The 23891-nt window shown below is 72.0% G+C and carries 23 protein-coding genes; 7 read left to right on the forward strand and 16 right to left on the reverse strand.

Annotation, left to right across the window (positions count from 1 at the left end):
• Positions 1 to 123: 123 nt before the first annotated feature.
• Genes ispF through ACMCNK_RS19300 form a run of 3 tightly spaced genes read right to left on the reverse strand, consistent with a single transcriptional unit; the run spans position 124 to position 1841 of the window.
• Positions 124 to 615 (reverse strand): 2-C-methyl-D-erythritol 2,4-cyclodiphosphate synthase, encoded by a 492-nt coding sequence (ispF, locus tag ACMCNK_RS19290; protein ID WP_412737795.1) that lies wholly within the window; start codon positions 613 to 615, stop codon positions 124 to 126.
• Positions 616 to 620: 5 nt separating this feature from the next.
• Complete coding sequence (gene ispD, locus ACMCNK_RS19295) at positions 621 to 1313, reverse strand: 2-C-methyl-D-erythritol 4-phosphate cytidylyltransferase (RefSeq protein ID WP_412737796.1); 693 nt, start codon at positions 1311 to 1313, stop codon at positions 621 to 623.
• Between the two features lie 42 nt (positions 1314 to 1355).
• Entirely contained in the window at positions 1356 to 1841 is a 486-nt protein-coding gene (locus ACMCNK_RS19300; RefSeq protein WP_041832964.1) for a CarD family transcriptional regulator, read from the reverse strand.
• A gap of 333 nt (positions 1842 to 2174) precedes the next feature.
• Here ACMCNK_RS19300 and ACMCNK_RS19305 point away from each other — a divergent pair, with 333 nt between their 5' ends.
• Positions 2175 to 2957, forward strand: coding sequence for a hypothetical protein (locus ACMCNK_RS19305; RefSeq protein WP_412737797.1), 783 nt, complete (start codon positions 2175 to 2177; stop codon positions 2955 to 2957).
• Between the two features lie 18 nt (positions 2958 to 2975).
• On the opposite strand, the gene ACMCNK_RS19310 is transcribed toward ACMCNK_RS19305, so the two are convergent.
• Genes ACMCNK_RS19310 through ACMCNK_RS19325 form a run of 4 tightly spaced genes read right to left on the reverse strand, consistent with a single transcriptional unit; the run spans position 2976 to position 6618 of the window.
• On the reverse strand, positions 2976 to 3431 hold the full coding sequence (locus ACMCNK_RS19310) for a DUF6023 family protein (protein ID WP_412737798.1): 456 nt from the start codon (positions 3429 to 3431) through the stop codon (positions 2976 to 2978).
• A 43-nt stretch (positions 3432 to 3474) separates the two neighbouring features.
• Positions 3475 to 4542, reverse strand: coding sequence for a type III polyketide synthase (locus tag ACMCNK_RS19315; RefSeq protein WP_412737799.1), 1068 nt, complete (start codon positions 4540 to 4542; stop codon positions 3475 to 3477).
• Positions 4543 to 4582: 40 nt separating this feature from the next.
• Positions 4583 to 5737 carry an acyl-CoA dehydrogenase family protein gene (locus ACMCNK_RS19320; RefSeq protein ID WP_412740914.1) on the reverse strand — a complete coding sequence of 385 codons (1155 nt, stop codon included), beginning with the start codon at positions 5735 to 5737 and terminating at the stop codon, positions 4583 to 4585.
• Positions 5734 to 6618: a methyltransferase domain-containing protein gene (locus tag ACMCNK_RS19325; RefSeq protein WP_412737800.1), complete on the reverse strand. Its 885-nt coding sequence runs from the start codon at positions 6616 to 6618 to the stop codon at positions 5734 to 5736. The genes ACMCNK_RS19320 and ACMCNK_RS19325 overlap by 4 nt, the downstream gene beginning before the upstream one ends.
• A 46-nt stretch (positions 6619 to 6664) precedes the next feature.
• Here ACMCNK_RS19325 and ACMCNK_RS19330 point away from each other — a divergent pair, with 46 nt between their 5' ends.
• The 4 genes from ACMCNK_RS19330 to disA all read left to right on the forward strand — a co-directional run bounded on the left by ACMCNK_RS19330 (position 6665) and on the right by disA (position 11063).
• Positions 6665 to 7492, forward strand: coding sequence for a UbiA family prenyltransferase (locus ACMCNK_RS19330; protein WP_412737801.1), 828 nt, complete (start codon positions 6665 to 6667; stop codon positions 7490 to 7492).
• Positions 7493 to 7590: 98 nt separating this feature from the next.
• Positions 7591 to 8313: a hypothetical protein gene (locus ACMCNK_RS19335; protein WP_412737802.1), complete on the forward strand. Its 723-nt coding sequence runs from the start codon at positions 7591 to 7593 to the stop codon at positions 8311 to 8313.
• Between the two features lie 40 nt (positions 8314 to 8353).
• Positions 8354 to 9784 carry a DNA repair protein RadA gene (gene radA, locus ACMCNK_RS19340; protein ID WP_412737803.1) on the forward strand — a complete coding sequence of 477 codons (1431 nt, stop codon included), beginning with the start codon at positions 8354 to 8356 and terminating at the stop codon, positions 9782 to 9784.
• A 73-nt stretch (positions 9785 to 9857) separates the two neighbouring features.
• Positions 9858 to 11063, forward strand: a complete 1206-nt coding sequence (gene disA / locus ACMCNK_RS19345) for a DNA integrity scanning diadenylate cyclase DisA (protein WP_412737804.1) — start codon at positions 9858 to 9860, stop codon at positions 11061 to 11063.
• Positions 11064 to 11117: 54 nt separating this feature from the next.
• Here disA and ACMCNK_RS19350 read toward each other — a convergent pair whose 3' ends face one another.
• The 3 genes from ACMCNK_RS19350 to ACMCNK_RS19360 all read right to left on the reverse strand — a co-directional run bounded on the left by ACMCNK_RS19350 (position 11118) and on the right by ACMCNK_RS19360 (position 12976).
• Complete coding sequence (locus tag ACMCNK_RS19350; protein ID WP_412737805.1) at positions 11118 to 11834, reverse strand: adhesin; 717 nt, start codon at positions 11832 to 11834, stop codon at positions 11118 to 11120.
• Positions 11835 to 11915: 81 nt separating this feature from the next.
• Positions 11916 to 12467: a peptide deformylase gene (locus ACMCNK_RS19355; protein ID WP_412737806.1), complete on the reverse strand. Its 552-nt coding sequence runs from the start codon at positions 12465 to 12467 to the stop codon at positions 11916 to 11918.
• Positions 12464 to 12976 carry a glycine cleavage system protein R gene (locus ACMCNK_RS19360; protein ID WP_412737807.1) on the reverse strand — a complete coding sequence of 171 codons (513 nt, stop codon included), beginning with the start codon at positions 12974 to 12976 and terminating at the stop codon, positions 12464 to 12466. The genes ACMCNK_RS19355 and ACMCNK_RS19360 overlap by 4 nt, the downstream gene beginning before the upstream one ends.
• A gap of 22 nt (positions 12977 to 12998) precedes the next feature.
• Between ACMCNK_RS19360 and ACMCNK_RS19365 the strand changes: the two genes are divergently transcribed.
• Both ACMCNK_RS19365 and ACMCNK_RS19370 read left to right on the forward strand, forming a co-directional pair.
• Positions 12999 to 13904: an A/G-specific adenine glycosylase gene (locus ACMCNK_RS19365; RefSeq protein ID WP_412737808.1), complete on the forward strand. Its 906-nt coding sequence runs from the start codon at positions 12999 to 13001 to the stop codon at positions 13902 to 13904.
• Positions 13905 to 14030: 126 nt separating this feature from the next.
• Positions 14031 to 15401: a carbohydrate-binding protein gene (locus ACMCNK_RS19370; RefSeq protein WP_412737809.1), complete on the forward strand. Its 1371-nt coding sequence runs from the start codon at positions 14031 to 14033 to the stop codon at positions 15399 to 15401.
• Positions 15402 to 15510: 109 nt separating this feature from the next.
• Here ACMCNK_RS19370 and ACMCNK_RS19375 read toward each other — a convergent pair whose 3' ends face one another.
• From ACMCNK_RS19375 to ACMCNK_RS19400, 6 genes are all read right to left on the reverse strand, one after another.
• Positions 15511 to 18033: an ATP-dependent Clp protease ATP-binding subunit gene (locus tag ACMCNK_RS19375; protein ID WP_412737810.1), complete on the reverse strand. Its 2523-nt coding sequence runs from the start codon at positions 18031 to 18033 to the stop codon at positions 15511 to 15513.
• A 361-nt stretch (positions 18034 to 18394) separates the two neighbouring features.
• Positions 18395 to 18748, reverse strand: a complete 354-nt coding sequence (locus tag ACMCNK_RS19380) for a histone-like nucleoid-structuring protein Lsr2 (RefSeq protein ID WP_412737811.1) — start codon at positions 18746 to 18748, stop codon at positions 18395 to 18397.
• A gap of 146 nt (positions 18749 to 18894) precedes the next feature.
• Positions 18895 to 20403 (reverse strand): lysine--tRNA ligase, encoded by a 1509-nt coding sequence (gene lysS, locus ACMCNK_RS19385; protein ID WP_412737812.1) that lies wholly within the window; start codon positions 20401 to 20403, stop codon positions 18895 to 18897.
• A gap of 59 nt (positions 20404 to 20462) precedes the next feature.
• On the reverse strand, positions 20463 to 21221 hold the full coding sequence (locus tag ACMCNK_RS19390; RefSeq protein ID WP_412737813.1) for a type III pantothenate kinase: 759 nt from the start codon (positions 21219 to 21221) through the stop codon (positions 20463 to 20465).
• A 62-nt stretch (positions 21222 to 21283) separates the two neighbouring features.
• Positions 21284 to 22189, reverse strand: coding sequence for a carboxylating nicotinate-nucleotide diphosphorylase (gene nadC / locus ACMCNK_RS19395; RefSeq protein WP_412737814.1), 906 nt, complete (start codon positions 22187 to 22189; stop codon positions 21284 to 21286).
• Entirely contained in the window at positions 22186 to 23832 is a 1647-nt protein-coding gene (locus tag ACMCNK_RS19400) for an L-aspartate oxidase (protein ID WP_412737815.1), read from the reverse strand. The genes nadC and ACMCNK_RS19400 overlap by 4 nt, the downstream gene beginning before the upstream one ends.
• Between the last annotated feature and the right edge of the window lie 59 nt (positions 23833 to 23891).

The raw sequence follows: 23891 nt of genomic DNA on the forward strand, positions 1-23891 counted from the left end.
ACCGCGCCCGGATCGCCGTTTTTGCTTGCACGGAGGCGCCCTGAACTCGGGCCGCGTAGCAGGTGGGGATGGCCGTGGCCCGCCTGCTACATCCGGCGGGTACGGCGGTGGCTGCCGTCTGCGTCACCCGGCGGGTGCCGGATCCGCGTCGCGCAGCAATGCCACCGCGATCGCCGCGAGCCCTTCGCCGCGACCGGTGAGGCCCAGTCCGTCCGTCGTCGTACCGGAGACCGACACCGGCCCACCGGCCGCGTCGCCGAGCACCTTTTGGGCTTCCGCGCGCCGCGTTCCGATCTTGGGCCGGTTACCGATGACCTGGATGGACAGGTTGGCCACAACGAGGCCCTCGGCGCGCACCCGGCGCGCTGCCTCGGCCAGCAGTGTGACGCCGGACGCCCCCGCCCACTCGGGCCGGTCGGTGCCGAAGTTGCTGCCGAGGTCGCCCAGGCCGGCGGCGCTGAACATGGCGTCGCAGGCGGCGTGCGCGGCGACGTCCCCGTCGCTGTGCCCGGCCAGGCCGGGCTCACCGGGCCAGTGCAGGCCGGCGACCCAGCACGGCTGCTCCGGGTCGAACGCGTGCACGTCGGTGCCGATACCGACCCGCGGAACGATCATGGCAGTCAGCGTACGCCGAGCAGCGCCTCGGCCAGGACGAGGTCGAGCGGGCGAGTGATCTTGAGGGCGAACTCGGAGCCGGGCACGCAGGTCACCACGATCCCGGCTTTCTCGACCAGGCCCGCGTCGTCCGTCAACGGGTCGCTGGCGGTGGCATGCGCGGTCGCCAGCACGTCGTGCCGGAAGCCCTGGGGGGTCTGGACGCTGCGCAACACCGTCCGGTCGACCGTGCCGAGAACCCGGTCGTCCGGCCCGACCTCCTTGACCGTGTCGACCACGGGCAGTACCGGGATCGCCGCGGGCAGTCCGCCGCGAACCGCCGCTGCCACGGACTCGACCAGTTCGGGCGGGGTGAGAGCCCGCGCCGCGTCATGGACCAGCACGATGTCGACATCGTCCGGTACGGCTGCCAGGGCCGCCGCCACAGACTGTTGCCGCTCGGCGCCCCCCGCGACCACGACGACCGGGGCGACGGGGGCGAGCAGCGCACGGACCGCGTCGATCTCCGCGGCTGGAGCGGCCACGACGATCAGACGCACCGAGGCAGCGGCGGCGACGCGGCGGATCGCGTGAACGAGCAACGGCTCACCGGCGAGCATGCGCAGGGCCTTGGGCACGCCCGGCCCCAGCCGTACGCCGGAGCCGGCCGCAGGAACCAGGACCGCGACGTCACCGTGCGGATTGAGCTGCGCGGTCACGTCGCGGTCCAGGTGAGGGATGGTGCGATCGCGGGTGGAACGTCAGGCCTCGGTGAGAACCTTGTCGAGGAGCACCTCGGCCTCGTCCTTGGTGCTCTTCTCGGCGAGGGCCACCTCGCCGACGAGGATGTCGCGGGCCTTGGCGAGCATGCGCTTCTCTCCTGCCGAGAGACCACGCTCGCGCTCACGGCGCCAGAGGTCACGAACGACCTCGGCAACCTTCAGCGGGTTACCGGAGGCAAGCTTCTCGAGATTGGCCTTGTAACGCCGCGACCAGTTGGTCGGCTCCTCGGTGTGCGGTGCGCGGAGGACGTCGAAGACCTTGCCCAGGCCTTCCTCGCCGACCACTTCGCGCACGCCGACGATCTCGGCGTTCTCAGCGGGCACACGGACCGTCAAGTCGCCCTGGGCGACCCGAAGGACGAGGTACTGCTTCTCCACGCCCTTGATAGTTCTAGTCTCGATTGCCTCGATGAGTGCGGCCCCGTGGTGGGGGTAAACAACGGTCTCGCCGACACTGAAAACCATAGGTTCGAAACCCCTTTCGCTGTGTCTAGGGTAACACGCTCAGGCAGCGATGTCCCACCCCAGCCGTGACTGTTAGTGCAGCTCAGAGGGCCTGTGAGAGGTCTTTCTCCCGCTTGACATGAGCCCGATGAAGTGCCGCTCTCACAGAGAGTGACTACACCGTAACCACACAAGTCAGCGAGTCGTATATTTCGGATCTGGCGCCTTTGTGAGGTCAAGCTTATCGCTCGGGTCCGGAACCGCCCGCTACTGGCGGTCCCGCCTCCGGTACGGCAGGCTGAACACAGATCCCCGATCGATGCGGCACTGGTCGGCAAGGGGGGAGGGTGAGTTGTGGGCAGCTTCAGCGACAACGGCAACGAATGGCCACCCGATGGCGCCTCCCCGGAGGGCCTCCCCGACCTGCCCGCGGAGTGGGGCCCCGTCGTCGTCCCCGACGACCTGTCGGAGCTCGCCGACGAGGTCGCGGCGATCCAGGCCGAGCTCCACCTGGCCCTGCCCCGCACGCCCTGGCAACGCTTCACGGCCCGTCCCGCGGTGCGCGGGATGCGCCGCCTCGCGATCGCCGGGCTGCGCGCGCCCGTACTGATCATCTCGCTGGCGGTGCTGGTCTCGGTCGCCAGCCTGTTCGCCTCGGCCTGGCCCGGGCCGGGCCGGGCACCCGCCACCCAGCGCACCGCGGGCACCACCACCAGCCCGGGGGCGGGCACCGGCGAGGGCGACGCGCTGCCGGCGCTGGAGCTGATCGGCAAGGACGGCAGCGCCGTCCCGCTGCGCGGGCGGCTGCCCGCGGTCGTCCTGCTCACGGACGGATGCGACTGCACGAAACTGATCGCCGACACCGCCGCGGTCCGGCCCGATCTGCCGGTCCTCGCGGTCACCACGGGTACGGAGGCCACCACCGCCGCCCCGGCAGGCGGCGCAGCGACACCCGCGGTCGCCACCACGGTGCGTGAACTCCGCGACCCGACCGGCGAGTTGCGTACGAGCCTGGCGTTGGCGGCACCCGACGGCACCGCCGCGGCCGTGCTGGTCGACAACCTGGGAAAGATTGTCCGGAAGGTGGAGCGCGCCTTCACCGTCGAGGACTTCCGGGCCGAGCTGACCCGGCTCTGACGCCCGGCCGACCGGCTCTCAGAAACCGCCCGACCGGGTCAACCGCCAGCGGAACACCGCCGAGCCGTCCGTCTCCGCCGTCATCGACAGGAAGAACTCGTGCGCCACCCCCACGGTGAGCTCCACCGGATCGGGGCGGTCCGCACACGGCACGGCGCGACCCGAGTCGTTGCCGGTGGAGCTGAGCCGTACCCGCACCCGGCCCTCCCCGGCACACACCATCGTCAGCGTGAACGTGCCACCCGGCACGTCGGTCTCCCGCTGGGCGCTCGCGCCCCGGGTGAGCACCACCATGTCCGCCAGGACCTGCGGTGTCGCATCCGGCACGCGCCGCACCGCGGCGTCCTTCCAACGGGGCACCCGCGGGTCCTCGCCGGTGCCCGGGGCCGCACGGACCCACCACGCCGCGCCCGCGGCGAGCAGCACCGCGGCGATTGCGTAAAGCTGCAGGCCGCGAGCCCGCTCACCGGTCATGGCGCCCGCCGGCACATGCCGTCGGGGCGGCCCGCGCGTTCGGTCATCGGCCGACTGTATGCCGCTCCAGCAGCGCCACGTACAGGGTCAGGCCCGGCCCGAACGCCAGCATCACCACCCGGGCGGGCGGGTCCACCCGGCGGCGCAGCGCGTCCAGCACCAGCAAGACCGTCGGCGACGAGCAGTTGCCGTAGCCGGCCAGCACGTCGCGCGACGCGGCCAGGTCGGCATCGATCAGACCCAGCCGCTCCTGCACCACGTCCAGGATCTTGGGGCCACCCGGGTGCACCGCCCAGCCGGTCACGTCGCCGACCGTGAGCCCGTGCCGGGCCAGCACGTCGTCGACCAGGCCCCGGACGTGCAGCGCCAGCACCTGCGGCACGCGCGGCGACAGGCCCATGCGAAAGCCCAGGTCGGTGACGTCCCAGGTCATGTGGTCGGCGGTGGCGGCATCCGTCACGGCGGCCACCTCGGTCACCGCGTACCCGGGGAGCCCGTCACCCGGGGTGAGCACGACGGCGGCCGCCGCGTCCGAGAAAAGCGCGTGCGAGACGATCTGCTGCACGTCCGCCCGGGTGCCGGGGGGCTGAATGTGCAGGCTCGTCAGTTCGGCGCAGAGCAGCAGCCCGGGCCGTCCCCGGGCCACCACGAAGTCGGCGACCGAGCCCAGGCCCGGCAGCGCCGCATAGCAGCCCATGTGACCGACGAACAGGCGCTGGACGTGCGGCGACATGCCCGTGTCCCGGGCCAGCAGGATGTCCAGGCCGGGAGTCGCGTACCCGGTGCAGGAGCAGACCGCGAACAGGCCCAGCTCGTCGGCGGCCACCCCGGCATCGGTCAGGGCCCGGCCGACCGCCTCCTTGCCCAGCGGGACGGCCTCGACCTGGTAGCGGCGCATCCGACGCTCGGTCGACCACGCCGACACGTCCTCCAGCAGCGGGCTGACCGCCGCCTGCCGGGTACGCACACCCGAGTTGGCGAAGATCCGCTGCGCCAGACCCCGGCGCCCGCCCGAGTAGCGCTGCGCGAAGAACCCCTCCCACAGCTCCTCCTGCACGGCGGCAGGCGGTAGCGCCGTCCCGAGCCCGGCGATCGTTGCGCTCCGATTCACGTGTCTCTGCCTCCCCAGGCTGACCCGCCGTGCCGGTCGTTCACCATCGTGGTGCGGTGCCGTCGGTGTCCGGATCACCCCCGATCGCTTCGACGCCCAGCCAGTCCGCGCAGACGTCCGAGGTCGCCGGCTGCAGGGAGCCCGCGCGCGCATCCCGGTACAGCCGTTCCAGGGGATGCCCGCGGCGCATCGCCGAGGTGCCCGCCGCCTCCAGCATCGACGCCGCCACCTCGGCCGCCGTCGTGCCGGCGATGAGCTTGGCGCGCCACACCCACCGGTTGGTCTCGGCGTCACCCGGGGCCTCGTCGACCCGGCGGGCCGCCTCCAGCACGGCCAGGTGGGCGGCGGCCACGGCGGCGTCGGCCCGGCCGATCCGGGCCCGTACGGCCGGGAGGTGCCCGAGCTTGCGCTCCGTCACGTGCGCCACAGCGGCGTCGACGGCCGCCCGGGCCACCCCGACGTAGACAGCGGCGTAGCTGGCCACCATCCAGTGCGGGGCGAGCTGGGCCACCACGAGCGCCAGCCCTTCCACGCCGCCGAGCAGCGCCTCCGCCGGTACGGTCACGTCGACGTGCAGGTCGTGCGAGCCGGTGGCGCGCATGCCGAGGGCGTCCCAGGTCGGCTCGACCGTCAGCCCGGCGCCTGCGGGCACCAGAAACTGCGAGACCTGGTCCGGATCGGCGCTGCTGCGGGCCGCGATCAGGTACGCGTCCGCGTGCCCGGCCCCGGAGCAGAACGTCTTGGACCCGGTGATCCGGAACCCGTCGGCGACCCGGGTGTAGGCGGTGCTGAGCTGGGACAGCCGGGAGCCGGCACCGCGTTCGCTCATCGCCACCGCGTACCAGCTGCCGCGGGCGGCGGCCGCCAGGTGCTCGTCACGGGCCCGCAGCGCTTCGGGTGGTAGGCCCAGGGCGTCGGCCAGCTCGTCGGTGACACCCGCAAGCGCTCCGGTCACCGAGGCATGCATGTTGAAGATCAACGCGGTGGCGCCGTTGCCGCGGGCCAGCTCGTACGCGACCGCCGCGTACTGTGCGAAGCCCGCGCCGGCCCCGCCCAGCCGGGCCGGCACCATCAGGCCGAACAGGCCTGCCCGCCGCAGGTCGGCGAAGTCGTCCGCCGGGAACGAACCGTCCCGGTCGTGTCCGGCGGCCCGCGCCGCGAACCGCGGCGCCAACCGCTTCGCCTCGTCGATCACCACGGTTCTCCCCCTTTGATTCCGCGCCCCTGATAGAGCACGGCCGTGGACCAGGTCGGCACGATCCGCCCGAGCGCCGCATCCCGGCCACGCTCCGGCGTCACGCCGCGCACCGCATCCCGGCCGAGCACCGCTTCCCAACCGGACGCCGCCTCCCGGCCGGACGCCGCCTCAGCGCCAGGCGCCGCCGGGCTGTCGCGGGACTGCGCCCGGTCGGCCGTGCGGCCGACCGAGGCGTCGCGGAGGCGGGCCGCCCGCGGCAACAGCCAGCGCAGAAGGCCGGTCACGGTGGGCCGCGCCCCCCGAACCAGCAGCCTTACGCCGTGGCGGGCGAACTCAGCGGTCAGCTCGCCCGGGTCCACGAACAGCGCCGGATCGTGCAGGCCCGGCGGGGCGACGCCCAGCCACTCACCCGCGGTGACGGTGACGAACCGGGCCAACGCGGTGTCGTTGACCGTGTCCAGCACCACGAGCCCGCCGGGGCGCAGCACCCGGCACAACTCCGCCACGGTCGCGCCCAGGTCGGGCACGTGTTCGAGAATCTCGCCGGCGACGACCACGTCCGCGCAGCCGGTGGCCAGCGGCAGGGCCGTGATGTCACCGGCCACCCCGGTGACCCCGTGTGCCACGGCCCGGGCCAGCCCGGCGCGGCGCACGTCCACCCCGACGTGCCGATAGCCGAGTCCTTGCACGTACGGGGCGAGCAGCCCGCCACCGCACCCGGCGTCGAGCAGCACCGCGGCGGGCCGCGCCGCGGGCGGCACCAGCGCCGCGCGGGCCTCGGCCAGCCAGTGCAGGATCTCGAAGTCGCCACCCCGGCGCCACCACTCGCTCGCCAGGGCATCGTATTGACGGGGATCGTTGCGCTCGATCGACCGCATGCGATCGAGCGTGGCATGTCGATGGCTCAACCACCACACTGCATTCATGTCTCGCCTGCCACCCCTGCTCCGGGCCGCCCACCCCGAACCGGGCGGCGCGGTGACCGCCGCCATGACGCTGCTGGCCCTCGGCGTGGGACACCGGGGCTGGTCACTGCTGGGGGTGGCCGCGGCCGTGGGCGCCACCCAGCTCTCCGTGGGGTGGGTCAACGACTGGCTGGACACCGACCGGGACCGACGGGCCGGTCGTACGGACAAGCCGGTCGCGGCGGGCGCGGTGGACCGCCGTACGGTCGGGCTGGCCGGTCTGATCGCCTCGCTGGCGGTGCCGGTCCTGGGGTTGCCGTTCGGCGCGGCCGCGACCGTGTGCATCACACTGGTGGGGATCTTCGCGCTGCTCTACGACTGGCCGCTGAAGTCCACGCCGCTGTCCGTGGTGCCGTACCTGGTGGCGTTCGGGCTGTTGCCGGCGTTCGTGGTGCTGGCGTTGCCGGGGCATCCGTGGCCCCCGGCCTGGCTGGTCGCCGCGGGCAGCCTGCTCGGTGCGGGCGCCCACTTCGCGAACGTGCTGCCCGACCTGGCCGACGACGCCGCGACCGGGGTGCGCGGGCTGCCGCACCGGCTCGGCGCGACCGGTTCCCAGCTGGCCGCCGCCGCGTTGCTGCTGGCCGCCACGCTCACGCTGGTGTTCGGGCCGCCCGGACGGCCGTCGTGGGCCGGGCTGACCGCGGCGGTCCTGGCCGCGGTGATCCTGCCGCTCGGCTGGTACGCGGGCACCCGGGCGCGCGGCCGCCCGGTGGCGATGTTCCGGGCAATCATGGTGGTGGCCCTGTGCGACGTGACGCTGCTCATCGTCAGCGGCCGGGTGGTGTGACCGGGTGGTGTGAATGGACGGGTCGCCGTACGGCCCGGATCACGGCCCTCTAGGCTGGCGTCAGGTTGGTCGGAGCCCGCGTTTCTTGGAGGACTGTGATGCGCTCGCTGGGAACCCGCCGTGTCGCCCGTACCGTGGGTGCCGTCACGGTGGCCGCCGTGGCGCTCACCGGGTGCAGCGCCGGTCAGGTCGCCGAGACGTCGCTGAAGCACCCCGGGGTGTACGGGGTCAACCAGGACAACTCCAACGGCAGCGTGCTCATCCGCGGGCTCGCCGTCACGTACAACGGGACCGAGGGCTTCAAGGCCGGCGGCAACGCCCCGCTGGAGCTCAACCTGTACAACCAGACCCCGCAGCCGGTGACCGTGGTGGTCAGCAGCGCACCGCCGATGAACGCGGACCCGACCGCGGGCATCGTGTACGCCCGCGCGGTCGGCCTGATCGGCGGCGCACCGGCCGCGGCCGCGTCGGACCTGCCCACCGTGCTCCCGGCCAGCCCGGCAGCGGCCAGCCCGGCGGCGCCCGCGAGCCCCGCGGCCGCGAGCCCGGTGCCCGGCGCGAGCGCTCCGGCCGGTGCCGCGCCGCAGCCCGCGCGGCTGACGATCCCGCCGCTGAGTTTCCTGTCGTTCCAGCCCGGCGACACTCCGCAGCTCCAGGCGGTCGGCCTGGCCAGCGCGCTGAAGCCCGGCAACTCGCTGAATCTCGTCTTCGAGTTCAGCAACGGCGCCCAGCCGCTCGCCGTCAAGGCGCCGGTGAGCACCCCGTTCTCGCCCGCCTCCCGCGCCCCGGCCGCGCCCGCCGAGGCGCACGAGGGCGAGTGATCGCCGCGGAAACGTCGGAGGCTCCCGCTAACGTGCCCGCGTGACCACCTCCCGTACGGCCGCGAAGCCGGCCAAGCCCGTCTTCGTCTGCGACGCGTGCGGTCACCAGCCTCCGAAATGGCTGGGTCGCTGCCCCGAGTGCGGCGAATGGGGTTCGGTCATCGAGTCCACGGTGAGCGGTGCAGTGGTCTCCGGGCGGGTGGTCAGCTCCCGCATCCCGTCCGAGCCGGCCCGGCCGATCGCCACGATCAGCGCCGCGCCCGCCCGGGCCGTGCCCACCGGGGTCAGCGAGCTCGACCGGGTGCTGGGCGGCGGCCTCGTGCCCGGGGCGGTGGTGCTGCTGGCCGGCGAGCCCGGCGTCGGCAAGTCGACCCTGCTGCTCGATGTCGCCCAGCAGTGGGCGACCGGCGCGGGCACACCGTCCCTCGTGGTCAGCGGTGAGGAGTCGGTCAGCCAGGTGCGGCTGCGCGCCGAGCGCCTCGGCGCGCTGGACGAGCGGCTGTTCCTGGCGTCCGAAAGCGACCTCGGCGCGGTACTGGGCCACCTCGACGCGGTCCGGCCGGGCCTGCTCGTGCTGGATTCGGTGCAGACGATCTCCGCGCCGGGCACCGAGGGGGTGCCGGGCGGCGTCACCCAGGTGCGGGCGGTCACCGCGGCCCTGGTGGCGATCGCCAAGGAGCGCGGCGTCGCGACCGTGCTGGTCGGCCACGTCACCAAGGACGGCCAGGTCGCCGGCCCGCGAGTGCTGGAGCACCTGGTCGACGTCGTGCTGCATTTCGAGGGCGACAAGCACTCCTCGCTGCGGCTGGTGCGCGGGGTGAAGAACCGCTTCGGGGCGGCCGACGAGGTCGGGTGCTTCGAGATGCATGAGGGCGGCATCAGCAGCCTCGCCGACCCGTCCGGCCTGTTCCTCACCCGCTACGCCGAGCCGGTGCCGGGCACCTGCGTCACGGTGGCGATGGAGGGGCGCCGGGCACTGGTGACCGAGGTGCAGGCGCTGATCGGGGCGGAGGTCAACGGCTCCCCCCGGCGTACCGTGTCCGGGCTCGACAGTGCCCGCCTGGCGATGGTGCTGGCCGTGCTGGAGCGCCGGACCCAGCGGCTGAAGCTGCACGATCGGGAGGTCTTCGCGGCCACCGTGGGCGGCATCCGGGTGATCGAGCCCGCCGCCGACCTGGCCGTCGCGCTCGCCGTGGCCTCCGGCGGACTCAACCTGGCCATGGCCCCGCATCTGGTGGCGATCGGCGAGGTGGGGCTGACCGGGGAGGTGCGCCGGGTCGGGGCGGTGGGCCGCCGGCTGGCCGAGGCTGCACGGTTGGGCTTCAAGTTCGCGCTGGTTCCTCCCGGCTGCGGGGCGAGCGGCTCGGGCGGGACACCGGCTGGCATGCGCGTCGAGGAGGTGGGCGACCTGCGTACGGCGTTGCAATGGGCGGCCACCGCGGCCGCCTCCGTGGGGGATCACCAAGAGTGACCGGTCATCACGCTACGGAGCACAAACCGCACCGCGCCTCGTTGTGCCGGATGACAGTCCGTAGGATGTACAGGTGCCGCTCGACCGCGATGCTCCGCATGACCGCCACGGACCCAGGCAGACGACTGCCGGCTCACCGCTGCGCGCCGGCGTCAACGGTTCTGCACCGCGTTCGGTCGTGCCCGCGGCGCCCGGCCTGACCGGAGGTGGCGTCATCGGCGATCCGCTCCGCGCCAACCTCGCGCTCATGGCCCCCGGCACTGCGCTGCGCGACGGCCTTGAGCGCATCCTGCGCGGCCGCACCGGCGCGCTGATCGTCCTCGGCCACGACGCGGTCGTGGAGACGATCTGCACCGGCGGTTTCCCGCTGGACGTGGAGTTCTCCGCCACCCGGCTGCGCGAGCTGTGCAAGATGGACGGCGCGGTCGTGCTGTCCAGCGACGGCACCCGCATCGTCCGCGCCGCGGTGCACCTCATGCCCGACCCCAGCATCCCGTCGGAGGAGTCCGGCACCCGGCACCGCACCGCCGAGCGGGTGGCGAAACAGTCCGGCTTCCCGGTGATCTCCGTCAGCCAGTCGATGCACATCATCGGGCTGTATGTGAACGGCCAGCGCCACGTCCTGGACGACTCGGCCGCCATCCTTTCCCGCGCCAATCAGGCCCTCGCCACCCTGGAGCGGTACAAGCTGCGGCTGGACGAGGTGTCCGGCACCCTGTCCGCGCTGGAGATCGAGGACTTGGTGACGGTCCGCGACGCGGTCGCGGTCGTTCAGCGCCTGGAGATGGTGCGCCGCATCGCCGACGAGATCTCCGGGTACGTGGTGGAGCTCGGCACCGACGGCCGCCTGCTCGCCCTGCAGCTCGACGAGTTGATGGCCGGCGTGGACGCCGACCGTACGCTGGTGATCCGCGACTACCTGCCTGCCGGGCGCAAGGCCCGCACCCTCGACGAGGCGCTGGTCGAGCTGGACCTGCTCTCCGCCACCGAGATGATCGACCTGGTGGCGGTCGCCAAGGCGATCGGCTATCCGGGTGCCTCCGATGCGCTGGATGCCGCGGTGAGCCCGCGCGGGTTCCGGCTGCTGGCGAAGGTGCCCCGGTTGCCCGCCCAGATCGTGGAGCGGCTCGTGGTGCACTTCGGCAGTCTGCAGCGGCTGCTCGGCGCCACGGTCGAGGATCTGCAGACCGTGGAGGGGGTCGGCGACGCGCGGGCGCGCGGCGTCCGCGAGGGCCTGTCCCGGCTCGCCGAGGCGTCCATCCTCGAACGCTACGTCTGAGACCCGAACGCTACGGGCGAGACCCGCCCCGGGCCGCCGACGTCGGCGTCCGGGTCAGGCCACGATCGTGAGCACCACCGGCGGCCCGATCTTCGTGCCGAGCCGTGCGTGCACCTCGTACTGGCCCGGGTTGGGGGCGGGGCCGACGGCCTGACCGGCCTCGCACTTGGTCGCCATGCGGCCGTTCCAGGTGACCCGGTAGTCCAGGATCGTGCCCGGCGTCAGCGACTTCACCTCGGGCTGGTTCGTGGTGCTGCAGGTGTCGGACGACCAGACCTTCTGCGCGCCCTGATCGATGTACAGCTCCTGCGCGTCCGAACCCACCGGGCGGGCACACGTACGGGCGGAAACGTTCTTGATCTTCAGCTTGATCTCGATGGACGCGCCGCGCTTGATGGTCGTCGCGGCCGGCGCCGCCACCACGACGACCTCGGCGTCCGTGCACGGGCCACCGGCGGCGGCCGTCACGGGCACGTTGCCCGCGGCGGCGCTCGGTGGAGCCGCCGGCGGAGTCGTCAGGTCGGACGGGTCCGGCAAGGACGGACCGTCGCCGGGCTCCGCGTCCGCGAACGACGGCTGGTCGCTCGGAGTCGTGGTGGCCGGTGCGGGCGTCGGGGCCTGTGAACCGGCGGCATTCGCCTGCTTGCCGCCCTGGTCGCTGCCGGAGCAGTTCACGAACAGCACGATGACACCGAGCAGCACTGCACCCAGCACCACGGCTCGGCGCCGCCAGTAGACGGCGGGAGGAAGGGGGCCAACCGTCGTTCGCATGATGCGCATACGGTAGTCCCGTACCTCTGGCGGATCGTGCCGACGCGCCGCAACAGCCGCCACCGACTCGCGGGTTACTCGTTAGAGATAGACCTTGCGCTGGTACACGGCGTGCGCACCGGCCACCCGATCGAGGAACAGCTTGCCCGCACAGTGATCGATCTCATGCTGCAACGCCCGCGCCTCGAACGCGTCCGTCACGATCCGCACCGCCTCCCCGGTCCCGGGCAGCACGGCCTCCACCACGACCCGGCCGGCCCGTTTGACGTCCCCGGTCAGGTCGGGCACGGACATGCAGCCCTCCCGCCCGGGCCGCCACCGGCTGGCCTCCACGACGCGGGCGTTGCACAACACGAACGTGCCGTGCGTGGTGGCGGTCTTCGGATGCTGGGTGACGTCCACACTGAACACTTGGGCGCTCACCCCGACCTGCGGGGCCGCGAGGCCGACACAACCGGGCGAGACCCGCATCGTGGCGACCAGATCCGCCGCGAGCTGCACGATCTCCGGGTCGGTCGGGTCGACCTCGGCGCCGGGACGGCTGAGTACCGGATCGGGCGCGGCGACCACGGGCAGCACGCGGCCCGGCACCCCGAGGACGTCGGGCTTCCAGTCGGCGAGGGCGTCGCTCACAGTACGTCCGACTCCGCCGGGCGCAGCGTCACGTCGACACCCAGCTCGTCGGCGACCACGGCGAGCGCGGTCGTCAGGTCGTCCGCCACACCCGGCGGGATGTCCGCCTCGGCGACCAGCACGTACAGGGGGCCGGTCAGCCGGGTGGTGAGGTCGGTGATGTTGCCGCCCGCGGCGGCCACCACGCGGGTGACCGCGGCGACGATGCCGAGCCGGTCGGCCCCGTGAACGCTGACCAGGTACGGCTCCCCGACCGGTTCGGTGTCCGTCTCCGGCGGCACGGCACGCACGGTGGCGAGCAGCCTGCCGTCCGCGCTGAGCGGTTTCAGCGCCTTCTCCACGGCTTCGACGGCCGGGCCGGTGCAGATCAGGGTCATCGCGAAATGGCCCCGCAGCCGGGTCATGGTGGAGTCGGACAGGTTGGCCCCGACCCCGGCCAGTGCTTCGGCGACGTCTGCGACGATGCCGGGCCGGTCGGGGCCGATGACGGTGATGGCGAGCTCGTTCACAGGACCTAGGGTAGGACCCGCCATGACTCTCGCTGACGACGCCATCCGGTGGTACGACGACAATGCCCGTGATCTGCCCTGGCGCCGGCCCGGGACGACCCCGTGGGCAGTGCTGGTGAGCGAGGTGATGCTCCAGCAGACCCCCGTGGTACGGGCGACCCCCGCCTGGCACGCCTGGATGAGCCGGTGGCCGACACCGGCCGCGCTGGCACAGGATCCGGTGTCCGAGGCGATCCGGATGTGGGGGCGGCTGGGCTACCCGCGGCGGGCGATGCGGCTGCACACCTGCGCGGTGGCACTCGTCGAGCGGCACGGCGGCCGGGTGCCGGACGATCTGACCGAGCTGCTGGCGCTGCCCGGCATCGGTACGTACACCGCGCGGGCGGTGGCGACGTTCGCGTACGGCCGGCGTCACCCCGTGGTGGACACGAACGTCCGCCGGGTCGTGGCGCGGGCGGTGGCGGGTGAGCCGGACGCGGGCCCGGCCACCACGGCGGCCGATCTGACCGCGATGGCCGACCTGCTGCCCGAGTCCGAGGAGCACGCGGCCCGGGCGAGCATCGCGTTCATGGAGCTGGGCGCGATCGTGTGCACCGCCCGGTCGCCCCGCTGCCCCGAGTGCCCGTTCGTGTCGGTGTGTGCGTGGCGGCGCAGCGGTGCCCCGGCGCCGTCCGGCCCGACGCGCCGCCCGCAGCGGTACGCCGGTACGGACCGCCAGGTGCGGGGCCTGCTGCTGGAGGTGCTGCGCAATGCCACCGGCCCGGTGCCGCGCCAGCGCCTCGACGTGGTGTGGGCCGACGAGGTGCAGCGGGCCCGGGCCCTGGCCGGACTCGTCGATGACGGCCTCGTCGAGCCGGTGGGGCCGGACGCGGATCGGTTCGCGCTCGCCGGCGACGTCGGCCCGTCGGACCTGGTCCAGCCGCTCTAGAGCGCGCTGCCGGGAGCGCGCCGGCCCGCGTGCGGCATCTCTCAGACTTCCGGCCGGGGCACCGGCGATTCCGCACAGCTTGATGAACTGGCATGAATCACTGTGACGAAGCGGGGGGAGATGCCGGTGCGAGGACAACGGAACGGGTGGCGACGGTGGCGGGCATTCGGCGCCGTGGTCGTGCTCGGGGTGGCGGGCGGCGCCGTCGGGGCCGGCACGCCGGCGCTGGCCTGGCCGCCACCGGGCCGGCAGCTGATTCTCTCCGACGACTTCTCCGGGGCGCAGCTCGACCGCAACGTCTGGAACGTCGAGGTGACTTCGCGGGACCACCGGATCTACGGCGACGAGCAGCAGGCGTACGTGGACGACGGCAGCACCGTGTTCATCGACCACGACGCCGCCGGTGCGAGCAATGGCGCCCTGGTCCTGCGCGCCCGGGCTGTCAAGCACACCGTTCCCGGCTACGACACGGTCGACGGCAAACCTGTGGACAGGACGTTCGACTACGTGTCGGGCCGCCTCAACACCGAGCGGAGGCTGCAGTTCACGTACGGGAGCATGGCGGCCCGGATGAAGCTGCCCGCCCTGCCGGGCGCGTTCCCGGCCTTCTGGTCGCAGGGCCTGGACGGTGCCCGGTGGCCGGCCAACGGCGAGATCGACGTGATGGAGAACGTCGGGGAACGGAACTGGACGTCGTCGGGGATCCACTTCTCCGGCCCGACGGTGACCGGCTTGCCCTCGGACGATCCGGCCCACAACCGGTACCCCGGCCGTACCGCCTTCCCGGGGTTCAACGCCGCGGACTGGCATGTCTATCGAGTGGACTGGTCTCCCGGCGGCCTGGCCTTCTTCGTCGACGAGCGTGAATTTCTGCGGATCACCCCGGCGGACGTCACCCCGTACGGCGCGTGGGTCTTCGACGAGCCGCAGTATCTGCTGCTCAACATGGCGATCGGCGGCAAGTACCCGGCATCGGTGTACCCGGCGGACAACGGGCTGCCCGACGCGACGAAGCGTGCCATCCAAGCCGGCCAGGTGTTCACCCTCGTCGACTGGGTGCAGGTCACCGCGAACCGGCAGGCGTCGGACCGCATCGAAGCGGAGAGCGCAGACGCGCTCACCGGCATCGCCACCGGCCCGGGCCCGGACGGCGGGGTCACCACCGGCTCGATCGCGCGGGGCGACATGATGCGATTCGACCAGGTCGACTTCGGCGCCGGATCGCGCGGGGTACGCCTGCGCGTCGCCTCGCAGCCTCCCGCGGGCCAAACCGGCCGGGTGGAGCTGCGCGCGGACCGGCCGGACGCGGCGCCGTTCGCCACCGTGCCGATCAGCAGCACCGGCAGCTGGGACCGGTACACGACCGTCGTGGCGCCCGCGAACGCACCGGCCGGTGTGCACACCGTCTATGCCACGTTCGCCAGCTCCGCGCAGTGGGACTTCGTCAACCTCGACTGGCTGCAGTTCGACCCGCCGCCGCAGGTGCTTCCCGCCTGAAGGTCGGTGGACGAGGTGGGCGGCCCGGTCGCGTGGCCGTACCCGCCGTGGATGTGCAGCGGCCCGGCACCCCGATACGGGTGCCGGGCCGCTGTTCGTTGACTCGCGATCACTCCTCGGCGGCGGCCGCCCCGAGGTCGGCGGGGACGGCGTCCGGGACCACGGAGCCCCGGTCGGCGCCCTTGAAGACCAGCTTGGACTTCTCCACCTGGGCGGGGTCGCCCTCGCAGTCCACGACGACGATCTGGCCGGGGCGCAGCTCGTTGAAGAGGATCTGCTCGGACAGGGTGTCCTCCAGGTCCCGCTGGATCGTGCGGCGCAACGGCCGGGCGCCCAGGACCGGGTCGAAGCCCTTGTTCGCCAGGTACTTCTTCGCGTTGTCCGTCAGTTCGAGGCCCATGTCCTTGTTCCTGAGCTGGGTCTCGATCCGCGCGGTGAAGATGTCGACAATCTGCAGGATCTCCTGCTGGCGCAGCTGGTGGAACACGATCGTGTCGTCGATGCGGTTCAGGAACTCCGGCCGGAAGTGCTGCTTCAGCTCGTCGTTGACCTTCTGCTTCATCCGCTCGTAGTTGCTCTCCTCGGCCTCGGAGGCCTGGAAGCCGAGCGACACCGCCTTGGCCACGTCCCGGGTGCCCAGGTTGGTGGTCAGGATGATCACGGTGTTCTTGAAGTCGACGATGCGGCCCTGGCCGTCGGTCAGGCGACCGTCCTCCAGGATCTGCAGCAGCGTGTTGAACACGTCCGGGTGGGCCTTCTCGATCTCGTCGAACAGGACCACCGAGAACGGCTTGCGGCGCACCTTCTCGGTGAGCTGGCCGCCCTCGTCGTAGCCCACGTAGCCGGGAGGGGCACCGACGAGGCGGGACACCGTGTACCGGTCGTGGAACTCGGACATGTCGAGCTGGATCAGCGCGTCCTCGGAGCCGAACAGGAACTCCGCGAGCGCCTTGGACAGCTCGGTCTTACCGACCCCGGACGGGCCGGCGAAGATGAACGAGCCCGACGGCCGCTTCGGGTCCTTGAGCCCGGCGCGGGTACGCCGGATCGCCTTGGACACCGCCTGCACCGCGTCCTCCTGGCCGATGACCCGCTTGTGCAGCTCATCCTCCATGCGCAGCAGCCGGGAGGTCTCCTCCTCGGTCAGCTTGTAGACCGGGATGCCGGTCCAGTTGCCCAGGACCTCGGCGATCTGCTCGTCGTCGACCTCGGACACGACGTCGAGGTCGCCGGCCTTCCATTCCTTCTCCCGCTGCGCCTTCTGGCCCAGCAGCTGCTTCTCCTTGTCGCGCAGCTGGGCGGCGCGCTCGAAGTCCTGCGCGTCGATCGCGGACTCCTTGTCGCGGCGCACCTGGGCGATGCGCTCGTCGAAGTCGCGCAGGTCCGGCGGCGCGGTCATCCGGCGGATGCGCATTCGGGCGCCGGCCTCGTCGATCAGGTCGATCGCCTTGTCCGGCAGGAAGCGGTCCGAGATGTACCGGTCGGCCAGTGTGGCCGCGGCGACCAGGGCCGCATCCGTGATGCTGATCCGGTGGTGGGCCTCGTACCGGTCGCGCAGGCCCTTGAGGATCTCGATGGTGTGCGCCAGGGACGGCTCGCCGACCTGGATGGGCTGGAAGCGGCGCTCCAGCGCGGCGTCCTTCTCCAGGTGCTTGCGGTACTCGTCGAGCGTGGTGGCGCCGATGGTCTGCAGCTCGCCACGGGCCAGCATCGGCTTGAGGATGCTCGCGGCGTCGATCGCACCCTCGGCCGCGCCCGCGCCGACCAGGGTGTGGATCTCGTCGATGAACAGGATGATGTCGCCCCGGGTGCGGATCTCCTTGAGCACCTTCTTCAGGCGCTCCTCGAAGTCACCGCGGTAGCGGGAGCCCGCCACGAGCGCGCCGAGGTCGAGTGTGTAGAGCTGCTTGTCCTTCAGCGTCTCGGGCACCTCGCCCTTGACGATGGACTGGGACAGCCCCTCCACGACCGCGGTCTTGCCGACGCCCGGCTCGCCGATCAGGACGGGGTTGTTCTTCGTCCGGCGCGAGAGCACCTGCATGACCCGCTCGATTTCCTTCTCCCGGCCGATGACCGGGTCGAGCTTGCCCTCGCGGGCGGCCTGCGTCAGGTTGCGGCCGAACTGGTCGAGCACCAGGGAGGTGGACGGGGCGGCCTCGCCCGCCGCCGCGCCGGCCGCGGCCGGCTCCTTGCCCTGGTAGCCGGAGAGCAGCTGGATGACCTGCTGGCGGACCCGGTTGAGGTCGGCGCCGAGCTTGACCAGCACCTGGGCGGCGACGCCCTCGCCCTCACGGATGAGGCCGAGCAGGATGTGCTCGGTGCCGATGTAGTTGTGGCCGAGCTGCAGCGCCTCGCGCAGCGACAGCTCCAGCACTTTCTTGGCGCGCGGCGTGAACGGGATGTGCCCGCTCGGCGCCTGCTGACCCTGACCGATGATCTCTTCGACCTGCTGCCGGACGCCCTCGAGCGAGATGCCCAGGCTCTCCAGAGCCTTCGCGGCGACGCCCTCGCCCTCGTGGATCAGGCCCAGCAGGATGTGCTCGGTCCCGATGTAGTTGTGGTTGAGCATCCGGGCCTCTTCTTGGGCCAGGACGACAACCCGTCGCGCTCGGTCGGTGAACCGCTCGAACATGCCCTCGTGCTCCTCACGTGCCGTGCGCCAATGGTCTGGCGGGGCCAGCGCACGGGCATCGGTGATACCCGTGCTGTAACTCTATCGCCGCCGGGTGACTCCGCTGGGGCCCTCACGGCCCCTTGGCGTACCTGGAGCGGATGTTTTCCCCAACCTCCCACGCTCAACCGGTGTTCCCCACCCCACGGGAGTACGCGCACAGCGAAATCCCGGCGTGGAAGCCCCCGGCCAGCCTGTCCACAACCTGTGGACAACGTTGTCCACCCCTGTGGATAACCGTACGCAAGGTGCCGGGTGGACGAGCAGAAAGCAGAAGGGTCCGCGGCGCAGCGCGCCGCGGACCCTTCTGAATGCCGACCGACTAGCGGCCCGGCCCCTTGGCGTGGAACTCGTCCACGATCTCCTGGGGGATCCGGCCCCGGTCGCTGATCTCCTTGCCGGCCTTCTTCGCCCACTCGCGGATGGCCTTGTTCTGCTCACGGTCGGCCGTGGCACCGCCGCGGCCACGGGCGGCCCGGCCGCCCACGACGACGCCGCCGCGCGCCACCTTCGCACCGGCGGCGACGTACTGTGCGAAGACGTCCCGCAATTTGGCTGCGTTCTTCTCCGACAGGTCGATCTCGTACTGAATGCCGTCTAGGGCGAACTTCACGGTCTCGTCGGCGTCGCCACCGTCGAGGTCATCGACCAGCTTGTGAATGATCTGCTTGGCCACGCGCCGTTATCCTCCCGAACACAGGTTCGCTCCGCAGTAATAGGAGAACAATAACGCTTTGCCCGCACGACCCGTCAATCCAGGGGGCGTGATTGTCGTCGGCGGGATCCGAAATGACCCCGCCGCCCCGGCCAAAACCGCCCGTGCTACTCCGGACGCACGAGCGGGAAGAGGATCGTTTCCCGAATCCCCAGACCCGTCAGCGCCATCAACAGCCGGTCGATTCCCATTCCCATGCCACCCGCGGGCGGCATTCCGTACTCCATGGCACGCAGGAAATCCTCGTCCAGCCGCATCGCCTCGGCGTCGCCCTTGGCCGCCAGCAGCGACTGCGCCACCAGGCGTTCCCGCTGCACCACCGGGTCGACCAGCTCCGAGTACGCGGTAGCCAGTTCGAAGCCCGCCACGTACAGGTCCCACTTCTCGGTGAGGCCGGGGGTCTCGCGGTGGGCCCGGGTGAGTGGGGTGGTCTCCTCCGGGTAGTCCCGCACGAACGTGGGCGCCTGCAGCGTCGGCTGGACCAGGTGCTCGAAGAGTTCCTCGGCCAGCTTTCCCGCGCTCCACTTGGGGTCCACGGCGAGATCGTGCTTTTCCGCGTACCGCTGCAGTTGCGCCATATCGGTACGGATCGTCACTTCCTCGCCGAGTGCCTCGGACAGGGAGCCGAACAGCGTGACCGAGCGCCACTGCCCGCCCAGATCCAGCTCGGTGCCGTCCTGGTGGGTCACCACGTGCGAACCCGCCACCGCCTGCGCGGCCTCCTGAATCCACTCGCGGACCTGGTTCTGCATCACGTCGTAGTCGGCATACGCCTGGTACGCCTCGAGCATCGCGAACTCCGGCGAGTGGGTGGAGTCCATACCCTCATTGCGGAAGTTCCGGTTGATCTCGAAGACGCGCTCGATCCCGCCGACCACGCACCGCTTCAAAAAGAGTTCCGGGGCGATACGCAGATAGAGATCCGTGTCGAGTGCGTTGCTGTGCGTCACAAACGGCCGGGCAGTCGCACCACCGTGAAGCAACTGCAACATTGGCGTTTCCACTTCGAGATAATTGCGCGCAAAGAGCGACTCGCGAAGACTGCGCACCACCGTCCCCCGGGTCCGTACGACGTCGCGGGCCTGCGGGCGCACGATCAGGTCGACATAACGCTGCCGGACCCGGGTCTCCTCGCTCAGCGGCTTGTGCGCGACCGGCAGCGGGCGCAGCGACTTCGCGGTGATCGCCCACGAGTCGGCCAGCACGGACAGCTCGCCGCGGCGGCTGGTGATCACCTCGCCGGTCACCCCGACCAGATCACCCAGGTCCACGAGGCGCTTCCAGTCCTCCAAACGCTCGGCACCCACCCGGTCGAGGGACAACATCGCCTGCAGCTCGGTCCCGTCCCCGTCACGCAGCGTGGCGAAGCACAGCTTGCCGCCGTTGCGTACGAAAATCACCCGGCCGGTGACCCCGACCGTGTCCCCGCTGGCGGTGTCGGTCGCCAGGTCCGCATACCGCTCGCGGATCTCGGACAGCGAAGCCGTCCGGCCGAAGCCGACCGGGTACGGCTCGGTGCCGTCGGCCAGCATGCGGTCCCGCTTGGCCCGGCGGACCCGCATCTGCTCGGGAAGGTCCTCGGCGGGGTCGACGGCGGGCTGGTTCTGCTCGGTCACGGCACACGGGCTCTCTGTCGGGGGCGATGGAAGTCGGGGAAAAGCGTACTCAGGCCGCCTCAGACGTTCCGCGCATATACCATCCGCAGCCCGATCAGGGTGATCATCGGCTCGTGCGCGGTGATCGTCCGGCACTCGTCCTTCACCAGTCCGGCCAGGCCCCCGGTCGCGATGACCGCGCGCACCGAGCCCAGCTCCTCGATCATCCGCTCGACGATCCGGTCCACCTGACCCGCGAAGCCGAAATACATGCCCGACTGCAGGCACTCGACCGTGTTCTTGCCGATCACCGAGCGTGGCGCGGCCGGCTCCACCTTGCGCAGTTGCGCGGCCCGGGCCGCGAGCGCGTCGAAGGAGATCTCGATGCCTGGCGCGAACGCCCCGCCCAGGAACTCCCCCTTCGCGCTGATCACGTCGAAGTTCGTGGTGGTGCCGAAGTCGACCACGATCGACGGGCCGCCGTACAGGGCATGCGCGGCGAGCGTGTTGACCACCCGGTCCGCGCCGACCTCCTTGGGGTTGTCGATCGCCAGCTGCACGCCGGTCTTCACCCCCGGCTCGACGATCACGTTCGGCAGGTTGCCGTAGTAGCGGGCCAGCATCGTGCGCAGCGAGCGCAGCGCGGCCGGCACGGTCGAGCACGCCGCCACGCCGGTGATCTCCACGTTGTCGCCCGCCAGCAGGCCGCGGAACATCAGCCCCAGCTCGTCGGCGGTCGACCGGGCGTCCGTCTTGATCCGCCAGCTGTGCACCAGCTTGTCGCCGTCGAAGGTGGCCAGGACCGTGTTCGTGTTGCCGATGTCAATGCACAAGAGCACGAGCAAACCCTAAGACCTGGACATCACGTACGGGTGCACCCGCCCCCACCCGCAACGCCGCCTCACCGGGCACGCAGGTCCAGCGCGATGTCGAGGATCGGCGACGAGTGCGTGAGACCCCCCACGGAGAGGTAGTCGACGCCCGTGGCGGCGTACGCGTCGACGGTCTCCAGGGTGAGGTTGCCGGTGGCTTCCAGCTCCGCCCGGTCCCCGACCGCCGCGACCACCTCGCGGAGCTGGTCGGGCGTCATGTTGTCGCACAGCAGGAAGTCCGCGCCCGCCTCGACCGCCTCCCGCGCCTCGGCCAGCGTGGTGACCTCCACCTGCACCGCGACGTGCGGAAACTCCTCCCGCACCGCCCGGTACGCCGCGGTGATGCTGCCCGCCGCCAGCTTGTGGTTGTCCTTGATCATCGCGACGTCGTACAGGCCCATGCGCTTGTTCGTGCCGCCGCCCGCGCGGACCGCGTACTTCTCCAGGGCGCGCAGGCCCGGGGTGGTCTTGCGGGTGTCCAGCACGAGCGCCTTCGTGCCCGCCAGCGCGTCCGCCCAGCGCCGGGTGTGCGTCGCGACTCCGGACATCCGGCACAGCAGGTTCAGTGCGGTCCGCTCGGCCGTGAGCAACGCCTGGGTCGGGCCGGTGACGACCGCCAGCACGTCGCCGCGGACCACCCGGTCACCGTCCGTGGCGACCGGCTCGAAGGTCGCCGCACCGCCGGACGTCACCGCGAAGACCCAGGCGGCCACCCCGAGGCCCGCCACGACGCCGGGCGCGCGGGCGACCAGCTCGGCCGTGTCGACCTGGTCGGCGGGGATCGTCGCCGCACTCGTCACGTCCAGCGGCGGGTCGCCGAGATCCTCGGCGAGCGCAACACGGACGATCCGCTCCACCGCAGCCGGATCCAGCCCCACCCCGACCTCCACAAGGCCGCGCTCGTGGCCCTCGCTGCGCTCGGTGCGCTCGGTCATGCCATCTCCTCGAAGGACTGGGTCAAGGTGCCGGCCGCGTCGATGTCGGTCAGCAGGTGGCCGCGCCACTCGTCGGCGGCAGTCGGGTAGTCCTCGCGCCAGTGGCAGCCGCGGGTTTCCCGGCGCGTGGTCGCGGACGCCACGAGCGCGCTGGCGACCGTGAGCAGGTTCGTCGCCTCCCAGGCCGCGTTGCGCGGGACGCCGCGCTGCTCGGCGAGGCGGGACAGCTCCTTGGCCGTACCGGCCAGGGAGTCGGCCGAGCGCAGGACGCCCGCGCCACGGGTCATGGCACGCTGCAGCTCGCCGCGTACGGCCGGGGCGACCACCCAGCCGGGAGCGCCGGAGACCGGCACCGGATCCACCTGCGGGGGCAGGTCGCGGGCCAGCTCGTCGGCGATCCGGCGGGCGAACACCAGGCCCTCCAGCAGCGAGTTGCTGGCGAGCCGGTTCGCGCCGTGCACGCCGGTGCACGCGACCTCGCCGCAGGCGTAGAGGCCGGGGATGGAGGTACGGCCGTGCAGGTCCGTACGAACCCCGCCGGACGCGTAGTGGGCGGCGGGGGCGACCGGGATGAGGTCGGTCGCGGGGTCGACCCCGGCCGCCCGGGTGGAAGCCACGATCGTCGGGAACCGCTGCTCCAGGAACTCCTTGCCCAGGTGCCGGGCGTCCAGGTACACGTGGTCGGCGCCGGTCGCGCGCAGCACCCGGTGGATGCCCTTGGCGACGACGTCGCGCGGGGCCAGTTCGGCGAGCTCGTGTTGGCCGACCATGAACCGGGTGCCGGACTCGTCGACCAGGTGGGCGCCCTCCCCGCGCAGCGCTTCGGAGATCAGCGGACGCTGCACCGAGGTGATGCTGGCGGTCATGAACGAGGTCGGGTGGAACTGCACGAACTCCACGTCGGTGACATCGGCGCCGGCACGCAGGGCCAAGGCCACGCCGTCGCCGGTCGATACGGAGGGGTTGGTGGTCGAGGCGTACACCTGGCCCATGCCGCCGGTGGCGAGCACGACCGCGCGGGCCAGGATGGCACCCACGCCGTCCTCGGTGCCCTCGCCGAGCACGTGCAGCGTGATCCCGCAGGCCCGCCCGTCGGCGGCGCGCAGCAGGTCGAGCACCAGCGCGTGCTCGACCAGGCGGATCCACGGGTCGCGGCGGACCGCGGCGTGCAGGGCGCGCTGCACCTCGGCGCCGGTGGCGTCGCCGCCCGCGTGCACGATCCGGTCGGCGCGGTGCCCGCCCTCGCGGGTCAGCATGAGCGAGCCGTCGGGGTTGCGGTCGAACGCCGCACCGAGCCGGATCAGCTCGCGGATCCGCGCGGGACCCTCCTCGACGAGTACCCGGACGGCCGCGGGGTCGCAGAGGCCGACCCCGGCGATCTCGGTGTCGAACGCATGCGCCTCGGGGGTGTCCAGCGGGTCGAGTACGGCCGCGATGCCGCCCTGGGCCCAACGGGTGGAGCCGTCGTCGATGTTGACCTTGGTGACGACGGTGACGTGCAGGCCGGCCTCGCGCAGGTGCAGTGCGGCGGTCAGGCCGGCTATGCCGGAGCCGACCACCACGACGTCGGTGGTCTCGGCCCAGCCGGGGTCGGGGGCGGCAAGGCAGCGCGGTAGCGCCGGGAGGTCCGCAGGATGCGACATTTGCTCAGTCAACCTCGCGGACGCGCCGGGATCGAGCCGGGGGCCGGATAAGTGCTCGG

Source organism: Krasilnikovia sp. MM14-A1259 (genome assembly GCF_047159535.1).
GTDB lineage: Bacteria > Actinomycetota > Actinomycetes > Mycobacteriales > Micromonosporaceae > Actinoplanes.